Origin of the sequence: Agrococcus sp. GCM10030265, from assembly GCF_042666675.1 — a bacterium.
GTDB lineage: Bacteria > Actinomycetota > Actinomycetes > Actinomycetales > Microbacteriaceae > Agrococcus.
The window spans coordinates 948931-970676 of record NZ_JBHTCZ010000002.1 but is presented as its reverse complement, the minus strand read 5'-3'; the positions used below and the strand labels follow the sequence as shown (position 1 = coordinate 970676).

General features: G+C 74.0%; 19 protein-coding genes and 1 tRNA gene. 9 read left to right on the top strand and 11 right to left on the bottom strand.

Annotation, left to right across the window (positions count from 1 at the left end):
* Window positions 1–28: 28 nt before the first annotated feature.
* The 3 genes from hpaE to ACFQPP_RS08890 are packed head-to-tail and all read right to left on the bottom strand — an operon-like array spanning window position 29 to window position 3692.
* Window positions 29–1519, bottom strand: coding sequence for a 5-carboxymethyl-2-hydroxymuconate semialdehyde dehydrogenase (gene hpaE, locus ACFQPP_RS08900; protein ID WP_376916219.1), 1491 nt, complete (start codon window positions 1517–1519; stop codon window positions 29–31).
* Window positions 1516–2217 carry a GntR family transcriptional regulator gene (locus tag ACFQPP_RS08895; protein ID WP_376916218.1) on the bottom strand — a complete coding sequence of 234 codons (702 nt, stop codon included), beginning with the start codon at window positions 2215–2217 and terminating at the stop codon, window positions 1516–1518. Before ACFQPP_RS08895 ends, hpaE begins: the two co-directional genes overlap by 4 nt.
* Window positions 2214–3692 carry a fumarylacetoacetate hydrolase family protein gene (locus ACFQPP_RS08890; protein ID WP_376916217.1) on the bottom strand — a complete coding sequence of 493 codons (1479 nt, stop codon included), beginning with the start codon at window positions 3690–3692 and terminating at the stop codon, window positions 2214–2216. Before ACFQPP_RS08890 ends, ACFQPP_RS08895 begins: the two co-directional genes overlap by 4 nt.
* A 232-nt stretch (window positions 3693–3924) precedes the next feature.
* On the opposite strand from ACFQPP_RS08890, the gene ACFQPP_RS08885 reads away from it, so the two are divergent.
* Entirely contained in the window at window positions 3925–5361 is a 1437-nt protein-coding gene (locus ACFQPP_RS08885) for an MFS transporter (RefSeq protein WP_376916216.1), read from the top strand.
* 164 nt (window positions 5362–5525) lie between these two features.
* Here ACFQPP_RS08885 and ACFQPP_RS08880 read toward each other — a convergent pair whose 3' ends face one another.
* Window positions 5526–6725, bottom strand: a complete 1200-nt coding sequence (locus ACFQPP_RS08880) for a RimK family alpha-L-glutamate ligase (RefSeq protein WP_376916215.1) — start codon at window positions 6723–6725, stop codon at window positions 5526–5528.
* A 36-nt stretch (window positions 6726–6761) separates the two neighbouring features.
* On the opposite strand from ACFQPP_RS08880, the gene ACFQPP_RS08875 reads away from it, so the two are divergent.
* From ACFQPP_RS08875 to ACFQPP_RS08865, 3 genes are read left to right on the top strand one after another with little or no spacing between them, the layout of a single operon-like run.
* Complete coding sequence (locus tag ACFQPP_RS08875; RefSeq protein ID WP_376916214.1) at window positions 6762–7250, top strand: ATP-dependent zinc protease; 489 nt, start codon at window positions 6762–6764, stop codon at window positions 7248–7250.
* Window positions 7240–8193, top strand: a complete 954-nt coding sequence (locus tag ACFQPP_RS08870; RefSeq protein WP_376916213.1) for a succinylglutamate desuccinylase/aspartoacylase family protein — start codon at window positions 7240–7242, stop codon at window positions 8191–8193. Before ACFQPP_RS08875 ends, ACFQPP_RS08870 begins: the two co-directional genes overlap by 11 nt.
* Window positions 8194–8248: 55 nt before the next feature.
* Window positions 8249–9298, top strand: coding sequence for an FUSC family protein (locus ACFQPP_RS08865; protein WP_376916212.1), 1050 nt, complete (start codon window positions 8249–8251; stop codon window positions 9296–9298).
* 12 nt (window positions 9299–9310) lie between these two features.
* Here the strand turns inward: ACFQPP_RS08865 and ACFQPP_RS08860 are convergent, their stop codons facing one another.
* Both ACFQPP_RS08860 and ACFQPP_RS08855 read right to left on the bottom strand, forming a co-directional pair.
* Window positions 9311–10024, bottom strand: coding sequence for a type 1 glutamine amidotransferase (locus ACFQPP_RS08860; protein ID WP_376916211.1), 714 nt, complete (start codon window positions 10022–10024; stop codon window positions 9311–9313).
* Window positions 10021–11283 (bottom strand): DUF1727 domain-containing protein, encoded by a 1263-nt coding sequence (locus ACFQPP_RS08855; protein ID WP_376916210.1) that lies wholly within the window; start codon window positions 11281–11283, stop codon window positions 10021–10023. The genes ACFQPP_RS08860 and ACFQPP_RS08855 overlap by 4 nt, the downstream gene beginning before the upstream one ends.
* Window positions 11284–11465: 182 nt before the next feature.
* On the opposite strand from ACFQPP_RS08855, the gene ACFQPP_RS08850 reads away from it, so the two are divergent.
* Both ACFQPP_RS08850 and ACFQPP_RS08845 read left to right on the top strand, forming a co-directional pair.
* Window positions 11466–15341, top strand: a complete 3876-nt coding sequence (locus ACFQPP_RS08850; RefSeq protein ID WP_376916209.1) for a Pls/PosA family non-ribosomal peptide synthetase — start codon at window positions 11466–11468, stop codon at window positions 15339–15341.
* Between the two features lie 37 nt (window positions 15342–15378).
* Window positions 15379–16698, top strand: coding sequence for a M1 family metallopeptidase (locus tag ACFQPP_RS08845; RefSeq protein WP_376916781.1), 1320 nt, complete (start codon window positions 15379–15381; stop codon window positions 16696–16698).
* A 25-nt stretch (window positions 16699–16723) separates the two neighbouring features.
* On the opposite strand, the gene ACFQPP_RS08840 is transcribed toward ACFQPP_RS08845, so the two are convergent.
* From ACFQPP_RS08840 to ACFQPP_RS08820, 5 genes are all read right to left on the bottom strand, one after another.
* Complete coding sequence (locus ACFQPP_RS08840; RefSeq protein ID WP_376916208.1) at window positions 16724–17218, bottom strand: 4'-phosphopantetheinyl transferase superfamily protein; 495 nt, start codon at window positions 17216–17218, stop codon at window positions 16724–16726.
* Window positions 17215–17694 carry a hypothetical protein gene (locus ACFQPP_RS08835; protein WP_376916207.1) on the bottom strand — a complete coding sequence of 160 codons (480 nt, stop codon included), beginning with the start codon at window positions 17692–17694 and terminating at the stop codon, window positions 17215–17217. Before ACFQPP_RS08835 ends, ACFQPP_RS08840 begins: the two co-directional genes overlap by 4 nt.
* Before the next feature lie 51 nt (window positions 17695–17745).
* On the bottom strand, window positions 17746–18495 hold the full coding sequence (locus ACFQPP_RS08830; protein WP_376916206.1) for a TSUP family transporter: 750 nt from the start codon (window positions 18493–18495) through the stop codon (window positions 17746–17748).
* Window positions 18496–18502: 7 nt separating this feature from the next.
* Window positions 18503–19201 carry an IclR family transcriptional regulator gene (locus ACFQPP_RS08825; RefSeq protein ID WP_376916205.1) on the bottom strand — a complete coding sequence of 233 codons (699 nt, stop codon included), beginning with the start codon at window positions 19199–19201 and terminating at the stop codon, window positions 18503–18505.
* Between the two features lie 187 nt (window positions 19202–19388).
* Window positions 19389–20021 (bottom strand): MBL fold metallo-hydrolase, encoded by a 633-nt coding sequence (locus ACFQPP_RS08820; protein ID WP_376916204.1) that lies wholly within the window; start codon window positions 20019–20021, stop codon window positions 19389–19391.
* A 35-nt stretch (window positions 20022–20056) separates the two neighbouring features.
* Here ACFQPP_RS08820 and ACFQPP_RS08815 point away from each other — a divergent pair, with 35 nt between their 5' ends.
* The 3 genes from ACFQPP_RS08815 (at window position 20057) to ACFQPP_RS08805 (ending at window position 21745) form a co-directional block, all read left to right on the top strand.
* Window positions 20057–20998: a diacylglycerol/lipid kinase family protein gene (locus ACFQPP_RS08815; protein ID WP_376916203.1), complete on the top strand. Its 942-nt coding sequence runs from the start codon at window positions 20057–20059 to the stop codon at window positions 20996–20998.
* Window positions 20999–21096: 98 nt separating this feature from the next.
* Window positions 21097–21172 (top strand) — tRNA-Glu (locus ACFQPP_RS08810).
* A gap of 174 nt (window positions 21173–21346) precedes the next feature.
* Complete coding sequence (locus tag ACFQPP_RS08805) at window positions 21347–21745, top strand: zf-TFIIB domain-containing protein (protein ID WP_376916202.1); 399 nt, start codon at window positions 21347–21349, stop codon at window positions 21743–21745.
* Window position 21746 lies beyond the last annotated feature (1 nt).

The following is a 21746-nucleotide window of genomic DNA, read 5'->3' as shown; positions in this document are numbered from 1 at the left end:
TGCTCCTCCTCGAGCCGGATGCGGTGGGTCAGCGCGCGCCGAAGCGCGCGGTGTGGACGTCGCCGAGCGTGATGTGCACGGCCTGCTGGTCGGAGTAGAAGTCGAGGCTGCGGTAGCCGCCCTCGTGGCCGAGGCCCGACGCCTTCACGCCGCCGAAGGGGCTGCGCAGGTCGCGCACGTTGTGGCTGTTCAGCCACACCATGCCCGCCTCGATCGACTGCGCGAACGTGTGCGCACGCGTGAGGTCGTTCGTCCACACGTAGGCGGCGAGCCCGTATCGGGTGTCGTTCGCGAGCGCGAGCGCCTCCTCGTCGGAGTCGAACGGCGTGATGGCGACGACGGGGCCGAAGATCTCCTCCTGGAAGATGCGGGCCGTGGGAGCGACGTCGGCGAACACCGTCGGGGCGACGTAGTTGCCGGTCGCGAAGCCCTCGGGGCGTCCGCCGCCGGCGACGAGGCGACCCTCGCCCTTGCCGATCTCGACGTACGACATGACCTTGTCGTAGTGCTCGGGGTGCACGAGCGCGCCCACCTCCGTCGCGGGGTCGGACGGGTCGCCCACGACGATGCGTCGCGCCCGCTCGGCGTAGCGCTCGACGAACTCGTCGTAGACGGCGCGCTCGACGAGGATGCGGCTGCCCGCCGTGCAGCGCTCGCCGTTCAGCGAGAAGACGCCGAAGAGCGTCGAGTCGATCGCCGCGTCGAGGTCGGCGTCGGCGAACACGACGGCGGGGCTCTTGCCGCCGAGCTCCATCGACATCGCCTTCAGGTGCTCGGCGCAGTTGCGGAAGATGAGCTTGCCCGTCGACGACTCGCCCGTGAACGAGATGAGCGGCACGTCCGGGTGCTTGACGAGCGCGTCGCCCGCCTCCTCGCCGATGCCGTTCACGAGGTTGAACACGCCCTCGGGCAGCCCCGCCTCGTCGAAGATGCCCGCCCACAGCGAGGCCGACAGCGGCGTGAACTCGGCGGGCTTCAGCACGACGGTGCAGCCGGAGGCGAGCGCGGGCCCCAGCTTCCACGACTCGAGCATGAAGGGCGTGTTCCACGGCGTGATGAGGCCTGCGACGCCCTTCGGCTTGCGATTGACGTAGTTGAGCTGCGTGCCGGGCACCTTGTAGGCGTCGTCGCGCTGGGCGACGATGAGGTCGGCGAAGAAGCGGAAGTTCTCGGCGGCGCGCTGCGCCTGTCCCTTCGCCTGCGTGATCGGCAGGCCAGAGTCGAACGACTCGTACCGGCTCAGCTCGTCGTCGCGCGATGCGACGACGTCGGCGATGCGCATGAGGATGCGCGCCCGCTCGCGCGCCTTCATGCGCGGCCACGGCCCCTCCTCGAACGCGAGCGTCGCAGCGGCGACGGCGGCGTCGACGTCGGCCTGCTGGCCGGCGGCCGCCGTGGCGTACACCTCGTTCGTGACGGGGTCGAGCACCTCGAACGTCTCGCCACCGATCGAGTCGACGGCCCTGCCGCCGATGTGGTGCTGCAGGTGGGTGGGCAGGTTCGCAGGACGGTTCGTCATGACATTCGCTCCCGGTTCGAGGGTCGGTGGGTCTCGGATCCCCGGGCGTCGTCGCCCGCGCGGTCGAGGTAGGCGTGGAGGCTCGCGAGGCGGTGCTCGCGCACCGCGAGCTCGACGTCGTGCGCCGGGGCGCCGCGCTCGAGCAGGTGCAGGATGCGCTCGTGCTCGGCGACGGACTCGCGTGCGCGACCGGGCACGAAGCCGAACGTCGACTGCCGCAGGCGGGCCAGGCGCCGCCATCCGTCGTCGACGAGCCCCTTCAGCTGCTCGTTCGGGCACGGGTCGGTGAGGGTGCGGTGGAAGGCCTCGTTGAGCCGCGTGAGCCGCACGGGGTCGAACTGGTCGAGGCTGTCGCGCATCTGGTCGTTGAGCCTGCGCGCCTCGGCGACGTCGTCGGGGGAGAGCGTCGCCACGGCGAGGCCGATCGCGGCGCCCTCGACCATCGCGAGCGTCTCGGTCGTGTCGTGCAGGTCGGCCGGGTCGATCTCGGTGACGCGCGCGCCGACATTGCGCTCGAACGTCACGACGCCCTCGGCCTCGAGCCTGCGGAGGGCCTCGCGCACGGGCACGACGCTCATGTCGAGCTCGCGTGCGATGGCGTCGAGCACGAGCCGGTAGCCGGGGCCGTAGAGGCCGCGCTCGATGCGCTCGTGCAGATGCGCGTACGCGCGCTGCGACTTGCTCGTCGTCGCCGTCACCGCTGCGCCTCGTGCCCGGCCTCGCGCTCCGCCTCGAAGCGTGCGCGCCACGACGCATCCATCGGGAACAGCCCGTCGACGGGCTCGCCGGCCTCGACCATGCGGGCGATGAACGCCTCCTCGGCCTCCTGCACCTCGGCCTCGTCGACGAGCTCGCGCACGATGCCGGGCGGGATGACGACGATGCCGTCGTCGTCGGCGACGATCACGTCGCCCGGCTGCACCGTCGTGCCGCCGCATGCGATCGTCTCGTCGACGCCCCACGGCACGTGCCAGCGGCCGAGCACGCTCGGGTGCGCGCCGGAGTGGTAGGTCGGGATGCCGATCTCGGTCACCGCCGCGAGGTCGCGGACGCCGCCGTCGGTGACGATGCCGGCGGCGCCGAGCGTGCGGGCGCGCAGGGCGATGATGTCGCCGAGGGTGCCGGAGCGGGTCTCGCCGCGCGCATCCATGACGAGCACCTCGCCGGGTCGCAGCGCGTCGACGGCGCGCTTCTGCGCGTTGTAGCCGCCGCCGTGGGTGGCGAAGAGGTCCTCGCGGTTCGGCACGTAGCGCAGCGTGCGGGCGACGCCCGTCATGCGGGTGCCGGGCTGCGAGGGGCGCAGGCCGTCGATCGTCGCGTTGGCGATGCCGCGCTTCCGCAGGAGCGACGAGAGCGTCGCGGTCGCGACGCGCTCGATGCGGGCGACGAGCGCGTCGTCGAGCACGGGCTCGACGGGGGCTGCGAAGTCGGAGGCGGGGCGACCCGATGCATCGGCCCACTGCTCCGGCGTCGGCTTGGGCTGCGCGGAGAACGACGGCAGGGGAGCCGTGCCCTGGACGGCGCCCGTCGCGAGCCTGCCGGTGGAGCGGCCACCGCTCGACACCTCGACCTCGACGGTCTGGCCGGGCGCGAAGGTCGAGGCGCCGGCCGGCGTGCCCGTGAGGATGACGTCGCCGGGCTCGAGCGTCATGAGCTGGGAGAGGTCGGCGACGATCTGCGGGAGCGAGAACAGGAGCGTGGAGGTGTCGTCGGCCTGCACGAGCTCGCCGTCGAGCCACACGCGGATCTCGATCGCCGCGGGGTCGAGGTCGGCGGCGGGCAGCAGCGCCGGCCCGATCGGGGTGAAGCCGTCGCCGCCCTTCGAGCGCACGTTCGCGCCCTTGTCGGCCCAGCGCAGGTCGAAGACGCCGAGGTCGTTGGCGGCGGTGACCCACGCGACGGCGGCCCAGGCGTCGTCGGGGGAGACGCGGCGCACCTCACGGCCGATGACGAGCGCGATCTCACCCTCGAAGCCGAGGATCTCGCAGCCGGCGGGCAGCTCGACGTCGCCGCCGGGGGAGAGGGAGGTGGCGGGCTTCAGGAAGTAGCCGGGCGCCTCGGGCGTGCGGCCCTTCTGCGCTGCTCGCGCGGCGTAGCCGATGTGCATGGCGACGACCTTGCCCGGTCGTCCGCCCAGCAGGTCCCATGCGGCCGAAGCCTGCGTCATCGTCATCGATGCCTCCTCGTGCGGCAACCGTATACGATCCGTCGCCCGCCGGCAACGGCGGCGCTTGCGCGTCGATGCACGGCTCTTGACGAATCGTGGACGGGATCGTATATGCTCGCCGCACGTCAGGCAGCGCCGCATGACCCCCGTCGCGTCGGCACTTCCTGACCGATCGTTCGGGAAATGGGATAGGCTCCCCAGCGGTCGATGACGATCCCTCACGGACGAAGGAGTCCACGTGTCCAGCACATCCTCGGCGCGCGTCGCAGCGCGCGAGCGCAACAAGGTCCTCGGGGCCGTCGTGGTCGGCACCACCATCGAGTGGTACGACTTCTTCATCTACGCCTTCATGGCGAACCTCGTCTTCGCGCAGCTGTTCTTCCTGCCGGCCGGCGAGGGCCTCGCCTCGATCCTGTCGCTCGTGACGATCGGCATCTCGTTCCTCTTCCGCCCCCTCGGCGCCTTCCTCGCCGGGCACTTCGGCGACCGCATCGGGCGTCGCCCGATGCTCGTCATCACGCTGCTGCTCATGGGCCTCGCGACGACGCTCGTCGGCGCGCTGCCCACGTTCGAGCAGGCGGGCGTGCTCGCGCCGATCCTGCTCATGCTGCTGCGCATCCTGCAGGGCCTGTCGGCCGGTGGCGAGTGGGGTGGCGCCGTGCTCATGGCCATCGAGCACGCACCCGCGAACCGCCGAGGCCTCTACGGCTCGTTCGTGCAGGCGGGCGTGCCGCTCGGCCTCATGCTCGCGACCGGCATCCTCGCCGCCATCCGCGCGCTCTTCCCGGGCGACGCGTTCCTCGAGGTCGGCTGGCGCATCCCGTTCTTCGTCTCGATCGTGCTCGTCGTCATCGGCTTCATCGTGCGCCGCTCGGTCGACGAGTCGCCCGTCTTCCAGGAGATCAAGGAGACGGCGCAGGAGCAGTCGGCACCCATCGTGCAGGTCTTCAAGAAGTACGGCCTCATCGTGGTGACCTGCGCCATGATCTTCTGCGCCAACAACGCAGCGGGCTACATGACGACCGGTGGCTACGTGCAGGGTCTCGCGTCGCGTCCCGTCGACGGCACCCCGCCCGGCCTCGGGTTCGACCCGGTGGGCGTGCAGCTCGCCGCGTTCGCAGGCTCGGTGTCGTGGCTCATCTTCACGTTCCTCGCAGGCCACCTCTCCGACCGCCTCGGCCGCAAGCGCGTCTACCTCGCGGGCTGGGTCGTGCTCGCGCTCGGCATCGTGCCGCTGTTCCAGCTCGTCTACACGGGCGTCGCAGGCGTCGCGATCGCGACGGTGCTGCTCGGCATCGGCCTCGGCCTCACCTACGGCGCGCAGGCCGCCTGGTACGCCGAGTCGTTCCCCGCGTCGGTGCGCTTCTCGGGCGTCTCGATCGCCTACGCCATCGGTGCCATCATCGGCGGCGCCTTCGCCCCGACGATCGCGCAGGCGCTGCTGCAGTCGACCGGCTCGACGTGGGCCATCGTGGGCTACCTGCTCGTCACGGTCGTCGTCTCGGTCATCGGCACGCTGCTGACGAAGGACCGCACGGGCATCCCGCTGTCGGTCGAGTTCGAGGCGTCCGGCAAGTGGGCGACGTGGCGCCGCGGCGACGCCGTCGACGCGTCGGCGCTCTCGGCCGTCGACCGCGAGGCCATCGCGCAGGCGGAGGCCATCGCGAAGCCGTAGCGTCCCGCACGACGAGAGCGCGGACCGTCGGGTGCCTGCACCCGGCGGTCCGCGCTCGTCTGCGCCTGGCGGTCGACGCCCGCGATGCGCACGGAGCGGGCCCTCGACCGTCATGGGCGCTCGAGGGCCCGCTCCGTGCGCATCCCGGCGGCGCCGAGCGCGCGTCAGCCCTCGGGCTGCGGGTCCATCGCATCCTTCGGCAGGCGCCGGACGCGCTTGCGTCGCTTCGGACGCTCGGGGATCATCGAGCGCATCTCCTCGAGGCGGCCGAAGCACAGCAGCCGATCCTCCGCCTGCAGCACCTCCCGGCCCTTCGCGTTCGGGATCACCGACGTGCCGCGGTGCACCGTGAGCACCGTGATGTCGCGCTCCCAGAGCCCGGACTCCTTGATCGTCCTGCCGACGAGCTCTGCGTCGCCGTGCACCACGAGCTCGGCGACGCCGTACCCGGTCGAGATCGACAGCCGCTCGCGCACGTCGATCTGCGGGAAGGCGACCTGGTCGCCGATGTAGTCGACGATCGCGCCCGCGATGTCGAGGTTCGTCGCACGCTCGATGCCCTCGAGGCCGGGGGAGGAGTTGACCTCCATGACGAGAGGCCCGTCGTTGCCCTCGAGCATGTCGACGCCCGCGACCTTCAGACCCATGATCTGGGCCGCGCGCACCGCGACGCGCTCGTACTCGGGGTCGAGCGTGACGGCCTCGACCGATCCGCCGCGGTGCACGTTCGAGCGGAACTCGTCGCCCTGCGCCACCCGCCGCATCGCGGCGACCACGCGGTCGCCGACGACGAGCGCGCGGATGTCGCGACCCCGCGACTCCGTGACGAAGCGCTGGATGAGCACCTGCTGCCGCGTCGACTGCAGCGTCTCGATGATGGCCTCCGCGACCTTCATCGTGGGAGCGAGGATCACGCCGATGCCCTGCGTGCCCTCGAGCAGCTTCAGCACGACGGGCGCGCCGCCGACGCGCTCGATCGCCGGGATGACGTCGTTGCGGTCGCGCACGAACGTCGTCGCCGGCATGCCGATGTCGTGGCGGGCGAGGATCTGCGACGCGCGCAGCTTGTCGCGCGAGTTGGTGATGCCGTTCGCCGTGTTGGGCGTGTACACGTCCATCTGCTCGAACTGCCGGACGACGGCGGTGCCGAAGTACGTGATCGAGTTGCCGATGCGGGGCAGGATCGCGTCGTAGTCGCGCAGCGGCAGGCCGCGGAACTGCAGGTCGGGCTCGTCGCCGGACAGGTCGATCGCGAAGCGCAGGGTGTTCAGCACCTTCACGTCGTGCCCGCGCTCCACGGCCGCGGCGCGCAGACGGCGGGTGCTGTACGAGCGCGGTGCGCGGGAGAGGATCGCGAGCCTCATCGGATGTCCACCTGGCTTCCCTGGTTGGATGGATGCATGAGCGCGCCCCATCCTGCCAGCACCGCGGTCGCGGGCTGGCGCGAGTGGGTGGGGCTGCCGTCGTTCGGCCTCGACCACGTGAAGGCCAAGCTCGACACGGGTGCGCGCACGAGTGCGCTGCACGCGTTCGACCTCGAGGAGGTCACCGTCGACGGCGTCGATCGGGTGCGCTTCGCCATCCATCCCTGGCAGCGCTCGACGGCCGACTCGGTCGACGTCGACGTGCCCGTGCACGACCGCAGGCTCATCCGCTCGTCGAACGGGACCGAGCAGGAGCGCATCGTGATCCTCGCGCCGATCGCGCTGCTCGGGCGCGTCGTCGAGGTCGAGATGTCGCTGACGCGACGCGACGAGATGGGGTTCCGGATGCTCGTGGGCAGGGAGGCGCTGCGGCAGGGCTTCCTCGTCGACTCCGCGCGGTCGTACCTCGGCGGTCGTCCGCCGCGCGAGGTGCGCTCGAGGAACCGGGGCCGCGATGGCGCGTGAGTCGTTCGCGATCGGCACCGTGCGCGTGCGCGCCGGGCGGGCGCAGGAGGTCGAGCTGCCGATCACGCGGCTCGTCACGGGCGGCGACGCCGGGCTGCCCGTGCTCGTCGTGCACGGCCGCGAGCCCGGCCCCACCGTGTGGGTCGACGCCGCGATCCACGGCGACGAGGTGCTGGGCGTCGAGGTGATCCGCCAGGTGCTCGCGGCCGTGTCGCCGCGGACGCTGCGCGGCACGCTCCTCGCCGTGCCGGTCGTCAACGTGCTCGGGTTCATGACCGGCGAGCGGTACCTGCCGGACGGCCGCGACCTCAACCGATCCTTCCCGGGCTCGGCGCGCGGCTCGCTCGCGAGCCGCATCGCGCACCTGCTGATGACGGAGGTCGTCGCGAAGTGCGACGTCGGCATCGACCTGCACACGGCATCCGCTCGGCGCGCGAACCTGCCGCAGATCCGCGCCGACCTCGAGGATCCCGAGACGCGCAGGCTCGCCGAGGCGTTCGGCGCGCCGGTGATGCTGCACGCGAGGCTGCGCGACGGGTCGCTGCGCCAGGCGGCGCGCGAGGCGGGCGGCACGGTGCTGCTGTTCGAGGCGGGCGAGGCGATGCGCTTCGACGAGGAGCCGATCGCGGTGGGCGTCGCGGGCGTGCTGCGCGTGCTCGCGGCGCTCGACATGGTCGACGACGAGACGAGCGACGACGAGCCGCCGATCGCCTGCTGGTCGAGCGGCTGGGTGCGGGCACGCGGCACGGGCATCCTGCATCTCGAGGTCGACCTCGGCGCGCAGGTGGAGGACGGGCAGCGCATCGGCCGCATCGCCGACGCGTTCGGCAACAACGGCCGCATCGTGCGCGCCGATCGCAGCGGCATCGTCGTGGGCCTCACGCGAGCGCCCATCGTGCACGCGGGCGATGCGCTCGTGCACGTCGCGGTCCCCGGCGACTGAGCACCGGCGGCGCATGCGTGCGCGGCCGCCTCGGGAGCCGCGGGAGGATGGATGCATGCCGTCGCGTCCGCTGCACCACGCCCGCGGCGTGTGGGGCGAGGCCGTGCGCGTCGGACCCGCGCCCGGCGCGCACCGCGTCGCGATCCGCGGGGCGCTCGTGCTCGCCGTCGCGCTCGGCACCCTCCTCGCGGTCGACCGGCTCGACCTCGGCATCGCGGCGGCGTTCGGCGCGTTCGCGTCGCTCTACGGCGGGCGTCGCCCGTCGCCGACGCGGTGGCGCACGCAGGCGTGGATGGGGGCGCTCCTCGTGGCGGCCGCGACGGCCGGCGCGCTCGTCGGCATGACGCCGTGGCGCGCGTGGCTCGCCGTGCCGCTCGTCGCGGCCGTCGCCGGGCTCGCGACGTGGGCGTCGGATCGGCAGGGCTGGCGGCCGCCGGGGCCCTTCTTCCTCGTCTTCGCCGCGGGCGCGTGCGCCTCGGTGCCCTTCGCGGCCGCCGACGTGCCGCTCGTGCCGCTCGTCGCGACGGCGACGGCGACGCTCGCCGTGCTGCTCGGCGCGCTCGAGCAGGCCGTGCTCCCCACGCGGAAGCCGGCGCCGCCGCGACCGTCGCGCGACCCCCGCATCCGCTGGCAGGTCGTGCGTGCCGTCGTCGCGGTCCTCGTGGCCGGCACGATCGCCACGGCGCTCGCCGGCGCGCTGCCGGGCGGCGACCACCCCTACTGGGCGATGCTCGCATCCGTCGTCGCCTTCGCCGTGCCCCACGTGCACGGACAGCTCGCACGCGGGCTGCAGCGCATCCTCGGCACGGCCGCGGGCCTCGCGGTCGCGTGGCTGCTGCTCGCGGTGGAGCTGCCGCCGCTCGCGACCATCGCGGTCGTCGTCGCGCTGCAGGCCGTCGTCGAGCTCGTGATCGGCTGGAACTACGGCGTCGGGCTCGTGGCGATCACGCCGCTCGCGCTGCTGCTCGTGCACCTCGCGGCACCCGTGCCCGTCGATGGGCTGCTGCTGTCGCGGCTCGTCGAGACGGTGCTCGGCGTCGCGGTGGGCACGCTCGCGATCGTCGCGATCCGGCCGTGGTGGCGCATGCGACCGCCCGCACGCTGAACGGGATCGGGGTCAGCGGGGCCTGCGCGCCGCGACCTCCGCGGCCTGCAGGGCGAGCGCGTCGTCGAGCGGCGCGAGCTCGCCCGAGTCGCCGCGACGCTCGAGCGCGCGGCGCAGCAGCTCGTCGGCGAAGCGGGGCGACTTCGCGAGCACGGGGCCGTGCAGGTACGTGCCGAAGACGTTGCCCTGCACGCATCCCTCCGTCGCGTCCCTGCCGTCGTTGCCGCGGCCGGCGACGGTGCGCGCGAGCGGCGTCGCCGACGGCCCGAGCGTCGTGAGCCCCGAGTGGTTCTCGTAGCCGACGAGCCTGCCCCAGTCGGACTCGACGGCGTGGTTGCCGATGAGGCGCGTGTCCGAGCCGTTCGTCACGACGTCGAGCACGCCGACGCCCGCGATGCGCGCGCCGCCGATGGTGTTGAACTCGTGGCCGAGCAGCTGGTACGCGCCGCAGATCGCGAGCATGACGACGCCGTCGGCCGCTGCCGCGCGCAGCTCGGCCCCGCGGCGCTGGAAGTCCTCGCCGATCTCGCCCTGCGCGGCATCCTGCCCGCCGCCGCCGAGGATGAGGTCGACGTCGGCCGGCATCGGGTCGCCGACGCCCACGGGCACGACCTCGACCGGCAGGTCGCGCCACTCGAGGCGCCGCCGGAGCACGACGACGTTGCCGGTGTCGCCGTAGATGTTCATCTCGTGCGGGTACAGGTGCACGATGCGCAGCGGGGTCACGCGCGCACCTCCTTCGCGCGGGCGACGAGATGGCGGTGGAGGCCCCACATCGCCGTGTAGGTCGAGAAGATCAGCAGGCGCTCGCCCGCGGGCGTCGCGGCGAGCGCGCGGTCGACGGCGGGGGCGAGCGCCGCATCCACCGCCGCCGCCTCGACGCCGTCGTAGCGCAGGCGCACCGCCATGTCTGCGGCGCGGACGCCAGCGGTCGACACGGGCACCCCGCCTGCGAGCCCCGTGAAGTCGACGTCCCACAGCCACGAGACGTCGCGGCCGTCCGCGTCGTCGTCGTTGATGACGATGCAGATGCGCGAGGGCTCCTCGACGCGGGCGGCGGCGAGCGACTGGCGGAAGCCCGCGGGGTTCTTCACGAGGTGCAGCGAGACGTCGCGGCCGTCGATCGTGAACGACTGGCCGCGCCCGAACGCCGGCTCGACGGCGCGCAGGCCGGCGAAGACGTCGCCGGGGTCGAGGTCGAACGTGGAGGCGATCGCGGCGGCGGCCGTCGCGTTCTGCGCGTTGTGGGCACCGGATGCGCGCAGCGGGAACGTCTGCTGCACGTCGCCCACGCGGATGGTGGTGCCGTCCGCGCCCCACGCCACGAGCTCGGCGGCGGCGCCGTCGGAGGCGCGAGCCGCTCGCGACGCACCGCCGTAGAGCTCCTCGTCGGTGGGGAACAGGTGCCGCAGATCCTCGGCGACCTGGTACCAGACGGGTGCGGCGTCGATGCCGTCGGCGATGGCCGCGATGCGCGCATCGTCGCGGTTGAGGCCGACGGCGACGGTCGCGGCCTGCGCCACCGTCCGCAGCAGCCGCGCCGTGTGGTCGATCTCGCCGAAGCGGTCGAGCTGGTCGCGCATGACGTTGAGCAGCAGCACGCGCTCGGGCCGGTAGCGCTCGACGAAGCGCACGGCGTGGGCCTCGTCGAGCTCGAACACGGCGACGTCGGCGTCGAGCCGGCCCGTCCACGTCGATGACGAGACGGCGGCGCCGATGGTGCCGCGCACGAAGTTCGAGCCGGTGTCGTTCGTCAGCACCCGGAAGCGCTGCGACAGGATGGCCGCGACCATCTTCGTCGTCGTCGTCTTGCCGTTCGTGCCCGACACCACGACGACGCCGTGCGGCAGCGCCGCGAGGGTCCGTGCGAGGTAGCGGGGGAACAGCCGCTCGACGACGAGGCCGGGCAGCGCGTTGCCGCTGCGGCCCATGAGGCGGAGGCCCGCGAGGGCGAGCTTGCCGGTCACCACGGGGAGCATCGCCATGGTGCTCGAGTCTACGAGGCGAGCGCGCGGTGGGACGCGCGCGCGAGCGGCCGCGCGGCGGGCATGCGCTCGCGCCGGCGCGCAGCGCCGCGCATCTCGCCGAGCAGGGCGCTCGGTGCGCGAGGTGGACGGCAGGTGACCGGCGGGTGACCGGGCGGTTTCACGCGCCGCGGTGCGCGAGGATGGGGTCCGTGACGAGCCCGAGCATCCCCGACGCGTTCCTCGCATCGCATCGGGCCGCCCCCGAGCGCACCCTCGCCGACGTCGTGGCAGCGACCGCCACCGAGCATCCGCACGCCCTCGCGCTCGACAACGGCAGCGAGCAGCTGACGTACGGCGAGCTCGTCGACGCGGCGCAGGCGTTCGCCGACCGCCTCGCCGAGGCGGGCGTCGGGCGCGGCGACCGCGTGGGCATCCGCATCTCGTCGGGCACCACCGACCTGTACGTCGCGATCCTCGGCACGCTGCTGGGCGGCGCCGCCTACGTGCCCGTCGATGCCGACGACCCCGACGAGCGAGCCGCGACGGTCTTCGGCGAGGCCGCGGTGCAGGCGATCGCCGCCACGGGCCTCGAGGTCGTGCGCACCGAGCACGCTCGCGGCGACGGAGCGCGCGCCGTCGAGCCGCCGACGCCCGACGACGACGCGTGGATCATCTTCACCTCCGGCTCGACGGGCACGCCGAAGGGCGTCGCCGTGACGCACCGCTCGGCCGCCGCCTTCGTCGACGCCGAGTCGCGACTCTTCCTCCAGCACGCGCCCATCGGCCCCGCCGACCGTGTGATGGCGGGCCTGTCGGTCGCGTTCGACGCGTCGTGCGAGGAGATGTGGCTCGCATGGGCGCACGGCGCGTGCCTCGTGCCCGCGCCGCGCTCGCTCGTGCGCTCAGGAGTCGACGTCGCGCCGTGGCTCGTCGCGAACGGCATCACCATCGTCTCGACGGTGCCGACGCTCGTCTCCCTGTGGCCGGTCGCGTCGCTCGACGCCGTGCGCATGGTGATCCTCGGCGGGGAGGCCGTGCCGCCCGAGCTCGGGCAGCGCCTGCAGCGGCCGGGCCGCGAGGTGTGGAACACGTACGGCCCGACCGAGGCGACCGTCGTCGCCTGCGCCGCGCTGCTCGACGGCACCGATCCCGTGCGCATCGGCCTGCCGCTCGACGGCTGGGATCTCGCGGTCGTCGGCCCGGACGGCGAGCCCGTCGCCGAGGGCGAGACGGGCGAGCTCGTCATCGGCGGCGTCGGCCTCGCGCGCTACCTCGACCCCGCGAAGGACGCCGAGCGGTACGCACCCATGCCGTCCCTCGGCTGGCAGCGCGCGTACCGCTCGGGCGACGTCGTGCGCAACGACCCCGCCGGTCTCGTCTTCGGCGGCCGCGCCGACGACCAGATCAAGCTCGGCGGCCGACGCATCGAGCTCGGAGAGATCGACGGGCAGCTGCTGCGGGTGCCCGGCGTCGTGGGCGCCGCGGCCGCCGTGCGCGGCACCGCGGCCGGCAGCCAGGTGCTCGTCGGCTACCTCACGGTCGACGAGACCTACGACGGCGCCGTGGCGATGACGCTGCTGCGCGAGCGGATGCCCGCGGCGCTCGTGCCGCGCCTCGCGATCGTCGACGACCTGCCCACCCGCACCTCCGGCAAGGTCGACCGTGACGCGCTGCCGTGGCCGCTGCCCTCGTCGTCGACGGCGCACCACGGGTGGAGCGAGACGCAGACGTGGCTCGCAGGCATCTGGCGCGACGTGCTCGCCGCCGACCCCGAGGCGCTCGACGCGGACTTCTTCGACCTCGGCGGCGGCTCGCTCACCGCGGCGCAGGCCGTCGGCCGCATCCGCGAACGGCATCCGGAGGTCGTCGTCGGCGACCTGTACCAGCACCCCTCCGTCGGCGCGCTCGCCGGCCACCTCGACGCGCTCGGCGGCTCGCAGTCGCGCTCGAACGACGAGGCGGAGCCCATCCGCCGCCGCACCCAGGTGGCCCAGGCGATCGCGGCGTATCCGCTGCACCTGCTCGCGGGGGCGCGGTGGATCGCGTGGCTGCTGCTCGCGAGCGCCCTGCTGCACCCCGTCGTCGGATGGCTGCCGTCGCCGCCCATCGTGCTCGTCGTCGTCACGACGGCGCTGCTCGTCGCCCCGCCCGGCCGCATGCTGCTGGCCGCCTCGATCATCCGCATCGTGCTGCGCGGCGTGCGCCCCGGCGCGCACCCGCGAGGCGGTCGCGCCCACCTGCGCATCTGGCTCGCCGAGCAGGTGCAGCAGCAGCTCGCGGCGACGTCGATCGCCGGGGCCGCGCTCATGCCCTGGTACGCGCGCCTGCTGGGCTCGAGCATCGGCCGCGACGTGCAGCTGCACGCGCTGCCGCCCGTCACCGGCTTCCTGCGGCTCGCGCGCGGCGCCTCCGTCGAGTCTGAGGTCGACCTCTCGGGCACGTGGATCGACGGCGACGTCGTGCACGTGGGCGCGGTGCGCATCGGTCGCGACGCCCGCATCGGCGCGCGCTCGACCCTCGGCCCGGGCGCGCGCGTCGCCGCGGGGGCCGAGGTCGCGCCCGGCTCGTTCGTCGGCGGCCGCGTGCGGCCGGGCGCGCTCGTCTCCGGCTCGCCGGCGCAGCGCGTCGGGGATGCGCGCGGCGCATGGGAGGGGCGGCACGCCCCCGGCCCGCGTCGCTGGGCGGCGATCTACGCGCTCGCGGGCGTGCTCGTCGCCGCGCTGCCGTGGATCGCGGCCGCCGCCGGCACGCTCGTCGCCGCACCGGCGCTCGTCGCGGCCGACACCGTGGGGGAGGCGGTGGTCGCCGCGCTGCCGTGGCTGCCGCTCGGCGCCCTCGTCGGCTACGCGGCGCTCATGCTGCTCGTGCTCGCCATCGTGCGGCTCGCGGCGCTCGCGGTGCGCACGGGTCCCGTGCCGGTGCGATCCGGCGCGGGCCTCGCCGCCTGGCTCACCGTGCGCGTGCTCGACGACGCCCGCGCGTGGCTCTACCCCCTCTACGCCGGCGCGCTGACGTCCGTGTGGCTGCGGATGCTCGGTGCGAGGGTCGGCCGCGGCGTCGAGGCGTCGACCGTCGTGATGATCCCGTCGCTCACCGAGATCGGCGACGAGGTCTTCCTCGCCGACGACACCCTCGTGGGCGGCTACGAGCTCACGGGAGGCTGGTTGCGCGCCGAGCGCGTCAAGGTCGGCAAGCGCGCGTTCCTCGGCAACTCGGGCATGGCGGCACCCGGCCGCCGCATCCCGAAGGCGTCGCTCGTGGCCGTGCTCTCGGCCGCGCCGCGACGCGGCACCGCCAAGGCGGGCTCGTCGTGGATCGGCAGCCCGCCGACGCAGCTGCGGCGCACCGCGGACAGCGTCGACGCATCCCGCACCTACGCGCCGCCGACGCGGCTCAAGGTGCTGCGCGGGCTCGTCGAGACGGGCCGCGTCGTGCCGATGCTGCTCGCGGTCGCGCTGCCGGTCGCGGGGGTCGCGGCGCTCGTCGCGCTGCTCGGCGACGACCTCTCGTGGGGTGGGCTGGTCGCGACCGCACTGCTCGCGCCGCTGCTGCTCATGGCGCTCGGCGTCGTCGCAGCGCTCGTCGCGGTGGCCGCGAAGTGGCTGCTCGTCGGCCGCATCCGCGAGGGCGAGCATCCGCTGTGGAGCGGCTTCGTGTGGCGCAACGAGCTGGCCGACGCGTACCTCGAGCTGCTCGCCGCCCGCTGGTTCGCGGGCCCCGCGTCGGGCACGGCCGCCATGGTCGTGTGGCTGCGGATGCTGGGTGTGCGCGTGGGTCGCGGCGTGTGGTGCGACTCGTACTGGCTGCCGGAGGCCGACCTCGTGGTGCTCGGCGACGGCGCGACCGTCAACGCGGGCTGCGTCGTGCAGACCCATCTCTTCCACGATCGCGTGCTGTCGCTCGGCACCGTGACGCTCGAGGCCGGCGCGACCCTCGGCCCGAACTCCGTCATCCTCCCCGCGGCGACGCTCGGCAGGCACGCGACCGTCGGGCCCGCGTCGCTCGTCATGCGCGGCGAGCTCGTGCCGAGCCGCACCCGCTGGCTCGGCAACCCCATCGGTCCGTGGGACGACTGACGGCGGTGCGCCGCGGACGGTGGGAGGATCGTCCGTGATGCTGCACGAGCACGCCGACCCGTACATGCCGAGCCACGGCGACCTCTCCTACGACGTCGAGCACGCCGTGGTCGACCTTGACTACCGACCCTCGTCGAACCTGCTCGAGGGCATCGCGACGCTCACGATCGTCGCCGCCGAGCCCGTGCGCCGCATCCGCCTCGACCTCGCGCACCTGCGCGTGAGCCGCGTGCTCGTCGACGGCGCACGCGCGCGCCACGCGCACTCGGGCACGCGCCTCGCCGTGACGCTGCCCGCCGAGGCCGCGGCGGGCACGCGCATGCTCGTGCAGGTCGACTACCGGGGCACCCCGAGGCCGTTGCGCATGCGGGCGTTCGGCGAGGCAGGGTGGGAGGAGCTCGCCGACGGCGTCATCGTCGCCGCGCAGCCGCACGGCGCCCCCACGTGGATGCCGTGCAACGACCGCGCGTCGTCGAAGGCGACGTACGACCTGTCGGTGCGCGTGCCCTCCGCGTACGTCGTCGCGTGCAGCGGCGAGCAGACGGGCGTCGAGCGCCGCGGTGCTGCCCGCACGTGGCGGTTCTCGCAGCGGGCGCCGATGGCCCCGTACCTCGCGACCGTGCAGATCGGTCGCTACCAGGAGGTGCGCCAGCGGGCGGCGGTGCCGATGCGCGTGCTGCGCCCCGCCGGCCTGACGGGCGCCGCGTTCGAGGCGTCGTTCGGCCTGCAGCCGCAGATGCTCGCCTGCTTCGAGGCCGAGTTCGGGCCGTACCCGTTCGACGACTACACGACCGTCGTCACCGACGACGAGCTCGAGATCCCGCTCGAGTCGCAGAGCCTGTCGACCTTCGGCCGCAACCACTGCCGCGCCGAGTGGGATGCGGTGCGCCTCATCGCGCACGAGCTCTCGCACCAGTGGTTCGGCAACGCGGTGACGGCGCGCACGTGGCGCGACATCTGGCTGCACGAGGGCTTCGCCTGCTACGCCGAGTGGGTGTGGTCGCAGGCGAGCGGCGGGCCGTCGATCGACGAGCAGGCGCGGGCGCACCACGCGCGCCTCGCGGCGCTCCCGCAGGACCTCGTGCTCTCGGATCCCGGCGCCGCCGACATGTTCGACGACCGCGTCTACAAGCGCGGCGCCCTCGCGCTCGTCGCGCTGCGCCGCACGATCGGTCCGGAGGCGATGCGCACGCTCCTCCACGCGTGGGTCGACGAGCATGCGGGCGGCACGGTCGAGACGAGCGACCTCGTCGCGCTCGCGACCCGCGTCTCGGGCCTCGACGTCGCGCCGCTCCTCGCGGCCTGGCTCGACGCGCCGGCCCTGCCCGCGCTCCCGCCGCCGCTGCCCGCAGCCTGACGGCATCGCTCGCGAGGCGCGGGCGTCAGCGCGCGCGGGCCGCGCCCGTGCACAGCGCCGCGACCATGCCGGGCGGGGCTGGGATGCGGTGCACCGCGAAGTCGCGGATGCGGATGCTCGCGGGCTCGGTGCGCAGGCCGCTGCCCAGGTGCTTGACGATCGCCTCCTTCGCGGTCCACGCCCACGCGAGGTCGCCGGCGAGGGGCGAGTCGAGCTCGTCGTCGTGCAGCACGACGGATGCGTCGAGCACGACGTCGGCGCCCTCGACGTCGACGCCGATCGTGCCGAGCTCGGCCGCACGCGTCGCGATCAGCAGCCGCCCGCCGGAGCGCGCCGCCGACGCCGCGAGCCGCCCGTGGCGCGATCGCGCCCACGGCATGCCGTGCTCGTCCGAGCCGCACCGCGGGCACGCGTGGCCGGCGGCCATCGCGCCGAGCATGCGCAGCGCATCCGTCGTCGTCGTCTCGGCGGGCAGCCAGCGTGCGTCGACGTCGAGGTCGGCCGGCTCGACCGCGCTCATGCGGGGTCGGGGAAGGTGAGCGGCTGCCAGGTCGCCGCGAGCCAGTCGAGGCCGCCGGGGAAGCCGGTGACGCGCGCGAGCACGCGCCCGAGCGACTCCTCGTCGAGCGGCCCGTCGACCTCCTCGGGGAGGCGCGCCCCCGTGTCGTCGGCGAGGGATCCCTGGCTCCAGGCGATGCGACGCACGGGGCGCCCGGGCACCTCGAGCTGGAAGAGCCACGTGTCGCTCACGGCGCCGAAGAGCGCCGTCGCGACGGGCCGTCGCAGCGCGGCGACGACGCGCTCGCCGAGGTCGATCCACGCGTAGCCGGCGTCGAGCAGCACGACGTCGCCGTCGTGCTGCAGCGCGGAGAGCTCGGCGCGCGAGGACGCGGCGACGTCGCCCGTGATGGGCATGCCGATCGGGCGGTAGCCGAGCGGCGCGAGGTCGGCGATGCGCGCCGATCGCACGACCATCGCCGCCAGGTTCACGCCCACGGCGCCGACGCTAGCAGCGCGCGACGTCGTGTGGCTGGACGGTCGCGCGGGTCAGGAGACGAGGCCCACGACGCCCGTGACGAGCACCGCGATGCCCGACAGCAGCGAGAAGACGATGACGGCGCGCCGCGCGACGACCTGGTCGATGCGTGCGGCGAGCCGCTCGCCCGCGAGCACGCCGAGGAGGATGGGTGCCACGGCGACGAGCCACATCCACCACTCCCACGGCGGCGCCCCGCCCGGGGCGATCGTCTGGCGGGCGACGACGGTCGAGAGGCTGAGCAGGATCCAGAAGGGCTGCATCGTCGCGGCGAAGACGCGGTGCTCCCACCGCGACAGGATCGCGAACATGCCGATGACGGGCGCGCCGAGCCCGACGCTCGAGTTGAGGGCCCCGACGAGCGCGCCCGCGCCGATGCGCAGCGGTGGTCCGTCGAACGCGTGCTCGGTGCGGGTGAACCCGGCGGACACGGCGACGCCCACGAGCGCGAGCACGCCGACGGCGACCTTCAGCGCATCCGCATCCGACGCCTGCGCCAGCAGGATGCCGGGGATCGTCATCGCGATCGCAGGCACGACGAGCCAGGCGAGGCCGCGCCAGTCGATGTCGCGCCACACGCGGCCGACGATCATCGCGCACGCGACGATGCCGAACGCGTTGACGACGAGCACCGCCTCGAGCGGGCCGACCGCGAGCACCATCGTCGGAGTCACGACGAGGCCGAACCCCATGCCGACGGTGCGTTGCGCGATGGCGCCCACGCCGAGCGCGACGAGGGCGACGAGGAATGCGAGATCCACGCGCGGCTCAGACGAGGTCGGCCGCGATGGCGCGGGCGGCGTCGGCGGATGCGGCGCCGAGGGCGTCGAGGTCTGCGGCACCGACCGTGACGACGCCGACGGCGGCGTGCGGCGGCAGCGGGTGGCGGATGGGCGCCGCGACGCCCGAGAGCCCGGGCACGACCTCGTCGCTGCTCGTGGCGTAGCCGCGCTCGGCGGCGACGGCGACCTCGGCGCGCATGGCGTCGTCGTGCCCGAGCGCCGTCCACTCGCGCGCGGTGAGCAGCGTCTGGATGGCGATGCCGGGTGCGCCGAGCGCGAGCGGATGCCTGCTGCCCGGCCGCTGCGCGACGGATGCGCGGGCGCTGCGCGACTCGACGCTCACGAGCGTCACGACGTCGTCGCCGTCCTGCACGGCGACGAAGGCCGTGCAGCCCGTCGCCTGCGCGAGCGCCGTGAGGTGGGGGAGGGCGGCGCCGCGCAGGTCGCGGTCGACCGACTGCGCGAGCACGGCGAGCTGCGCACCGAGCTCGAGCCTGCCGCCCGCATCCCTGACGACGAGCCGGTGCGCCTCGAGGGTGCGCACGATGCGGTAGGCGATCGAGCGGTGCACGCCCAGGTGGTCGGCGAGCTCCTGGATCGTGAGGGGCGCGTGCTCGGCGAGCAGCTCGAGCGCGCGCAGCCCGCGCGAGAGGGTCTGGGCTCCTGCGAGCTGCTCGGCCACCATGCTCCTGCCGTCGTCGTGATCGACGCGGCTCGCGGTCGGCTCGGCGTCCGGGCGTGGGCTGCGGGCGCCGACCGCGTCGTGATGCAGCGTCCTGGCATCGCAAGCATAGGTCATCCCGTTCACATACCGAACGGGGACGCCCGGGCGTGCGAGCGATGCCCCGACGTGCGGATCGTGCGCGGTGCGATCAGATGGCGAGCACCGAGCCGGGCTCGACGTCGTGGTGCTCGCCGCCGCCCTGCTCGACCGCCCAGCGGATGCGCTCGTTCGCCATGCGCCTGCCGATCTCCGAGATCGTCTGCTCGTGCGTGGCGAACGTGCGGCGGGGCGCGACCTCCAGCACGAAGTCCATCGCCTCGCCGATCTTCAGCCACGGCGCCCCGCACGGCGTCGCCAGCAGCTCGACCGGGCGATCGGGCACGGCGTAGGAGTCGCCCGGGTAGTAGAGGGCGTCGTCGACCATGACGCCGACGTTGTCGACGAGCGGGATCGACGCGTGGATCCGCGCGTGCGTGCCGCCGTGGAAGCGCAACGCGAACGACCCGATCGTGCGCTCGTCGCCCCCTGCGACGACGTCGACGTCGAAGCCCGACGCGGCGGCGGCCACGCCGGCCGGGCCGACGACCGGCACGCCGCCCGACGCCTCCTGCAGTCGCCGCAGGTGCTCGGGCGACCAGTGATCGGGATGCTCGTGGGTCACGACGATGCCGACGAGGCCCGGCGCGTCGAACGCGGGCGTGAACGCGCCCGGGTCGACGACGAGCATCTCGTCGCCCTTGCGGATCGTGAGGCAGGCGTGCACGTGCTTCGTGATCTCCATGACGCTCACGCTACGCGCGCGCCCGCCGTGCGGGCATGCCCGCCGAGCCGGGCGGCCACGCCGGAAGTAGGCTCGCCGACGTGCACGTCGTCGTCGCCTCCAACCCCCACGCCAGGTTCGGCCGCTCCGGGCCCGTGGGGGAGCGGGTCGTGCAGGTGCTGCGCGCCGCGGGCCACGAGGTCGTGCACCGCACGGCTCCCGACTTCGCCGCGCTGCAGCGCGCGGCGCGGGCCGCGGCCGAGCGAGCGGATGCGCTCGTCGTCGTCGGCGGCGACGGCATGGTGCACCTCGGCGTCAACGCCGTGGGCGGCACGTCGACGCCGCTCGCGATCGTGCCCGCGGGCAGCGGCAACGACTTCGCGACCGAGATCGGCATGCCCGACGTCGACTCGTCGATCGCGGGCCTGGCGGCGCTCCTCGAGACCGAGCCGGTGCGCTGCGACCTCATCCGCATCCGTCACCCCGACGGCGAGACGTTCGCGGCCGGCATCGTGTCGGTCGGGTTCGACGCCGACGTCAACGTGCGCTCCTTCCGCATGACGCGGGTGCCGGCCCGGATGCGGTACCAGGCCGCGATCGTCGCGACGCTCGCGTCGCTGCGGCATCGCACCTTCCGCATCCGCATCGACGGCGGCGAGGAGCGCACATGGCGCACGGTGATCGCGGCGATCGCGAACCACCGCGTGTTCGGCGGCGGCATCCCCATCGCCCCGACGGCGTCGACCGTCGACGGCAGGCTCACCGGCATCCTGGCCGACGAGCTCACGCGCCCGCAGTTCCTCGGGCTGCTCGCGAAGGCGCTCAAGGGGCGCCACCTCGGCGACCCGCGCGTGCACGTCGAGGACATCGGCACCGTGACGATCGCGTGCGACGACCAGACGGTGCTCGCGTGCGCCGACGGCGAGATCGTGGGCAGGCTCCCCGTCGAGTGCAGCGTCGCGGTGGGGGCGCTGCGGGTCTTCGGCACCCCGCGCTGAGCGCTGCGCCGAAGCCGCGACACGCCGTGCGGAGGGGCGAGCATGCCTCGTTTTGCATCGCGGCGGATCGGTGTGGCATCCTTGTCAGGTTGCAATGCGGCCCCATCGTATAGCGGCCTAGTACGCCGCCCTCTCACGGCGGTAACGCGGGTTCGAATCCCGCTGGGGTCACCAACCAACACGAAGGCCCGGGCTTCCACGCCCGGGCCTTCGTCATGTCCGCGGGTCGTGCGTGCCGCATGGGGCATAGGTCGCGCAGAGGATGCCGCGTCAGCATGGCGGTGGCCCGATCCGGGCCGCGAGAGGAGACCTCCCATGCAGTGCCCCACCGATGGCAGCACCCTGGTGATGAGCGAGCGCAGCGGCATCGAGATCGACTACTGCCCCCAGTGCCGGGGCATCTGGCTCGACCGCGGCGAGCTCGACAAGCTGATCGAGCGCTCCTTCACCGAGCAGGCTCCGGCCCCGCACTCCGAGTCGTGGCAGCAGCGCCAGAGCGACCAGCAGCGGCAGAGCCAGCAGCAGTGGCCCTCGCAGCCGGGGCACGGCGGGCAGCCCTACGGCCAGGGCCAGCAGGGTCACGGGCAGCAGCCCGGGCAGGGTGGCACGGCCGCGATGGTCGGGAAGGTCGCCGACCAGGTGCTGAAGCAGGTGCAGAAGCGCTCCGGCGGCCAGCAGCAGGGCTACGGCCAGCAGGGCCATGGGCAGCAGGGCCGGCGCAGCTGGCTCGGGGACATCCTGCGCTGAC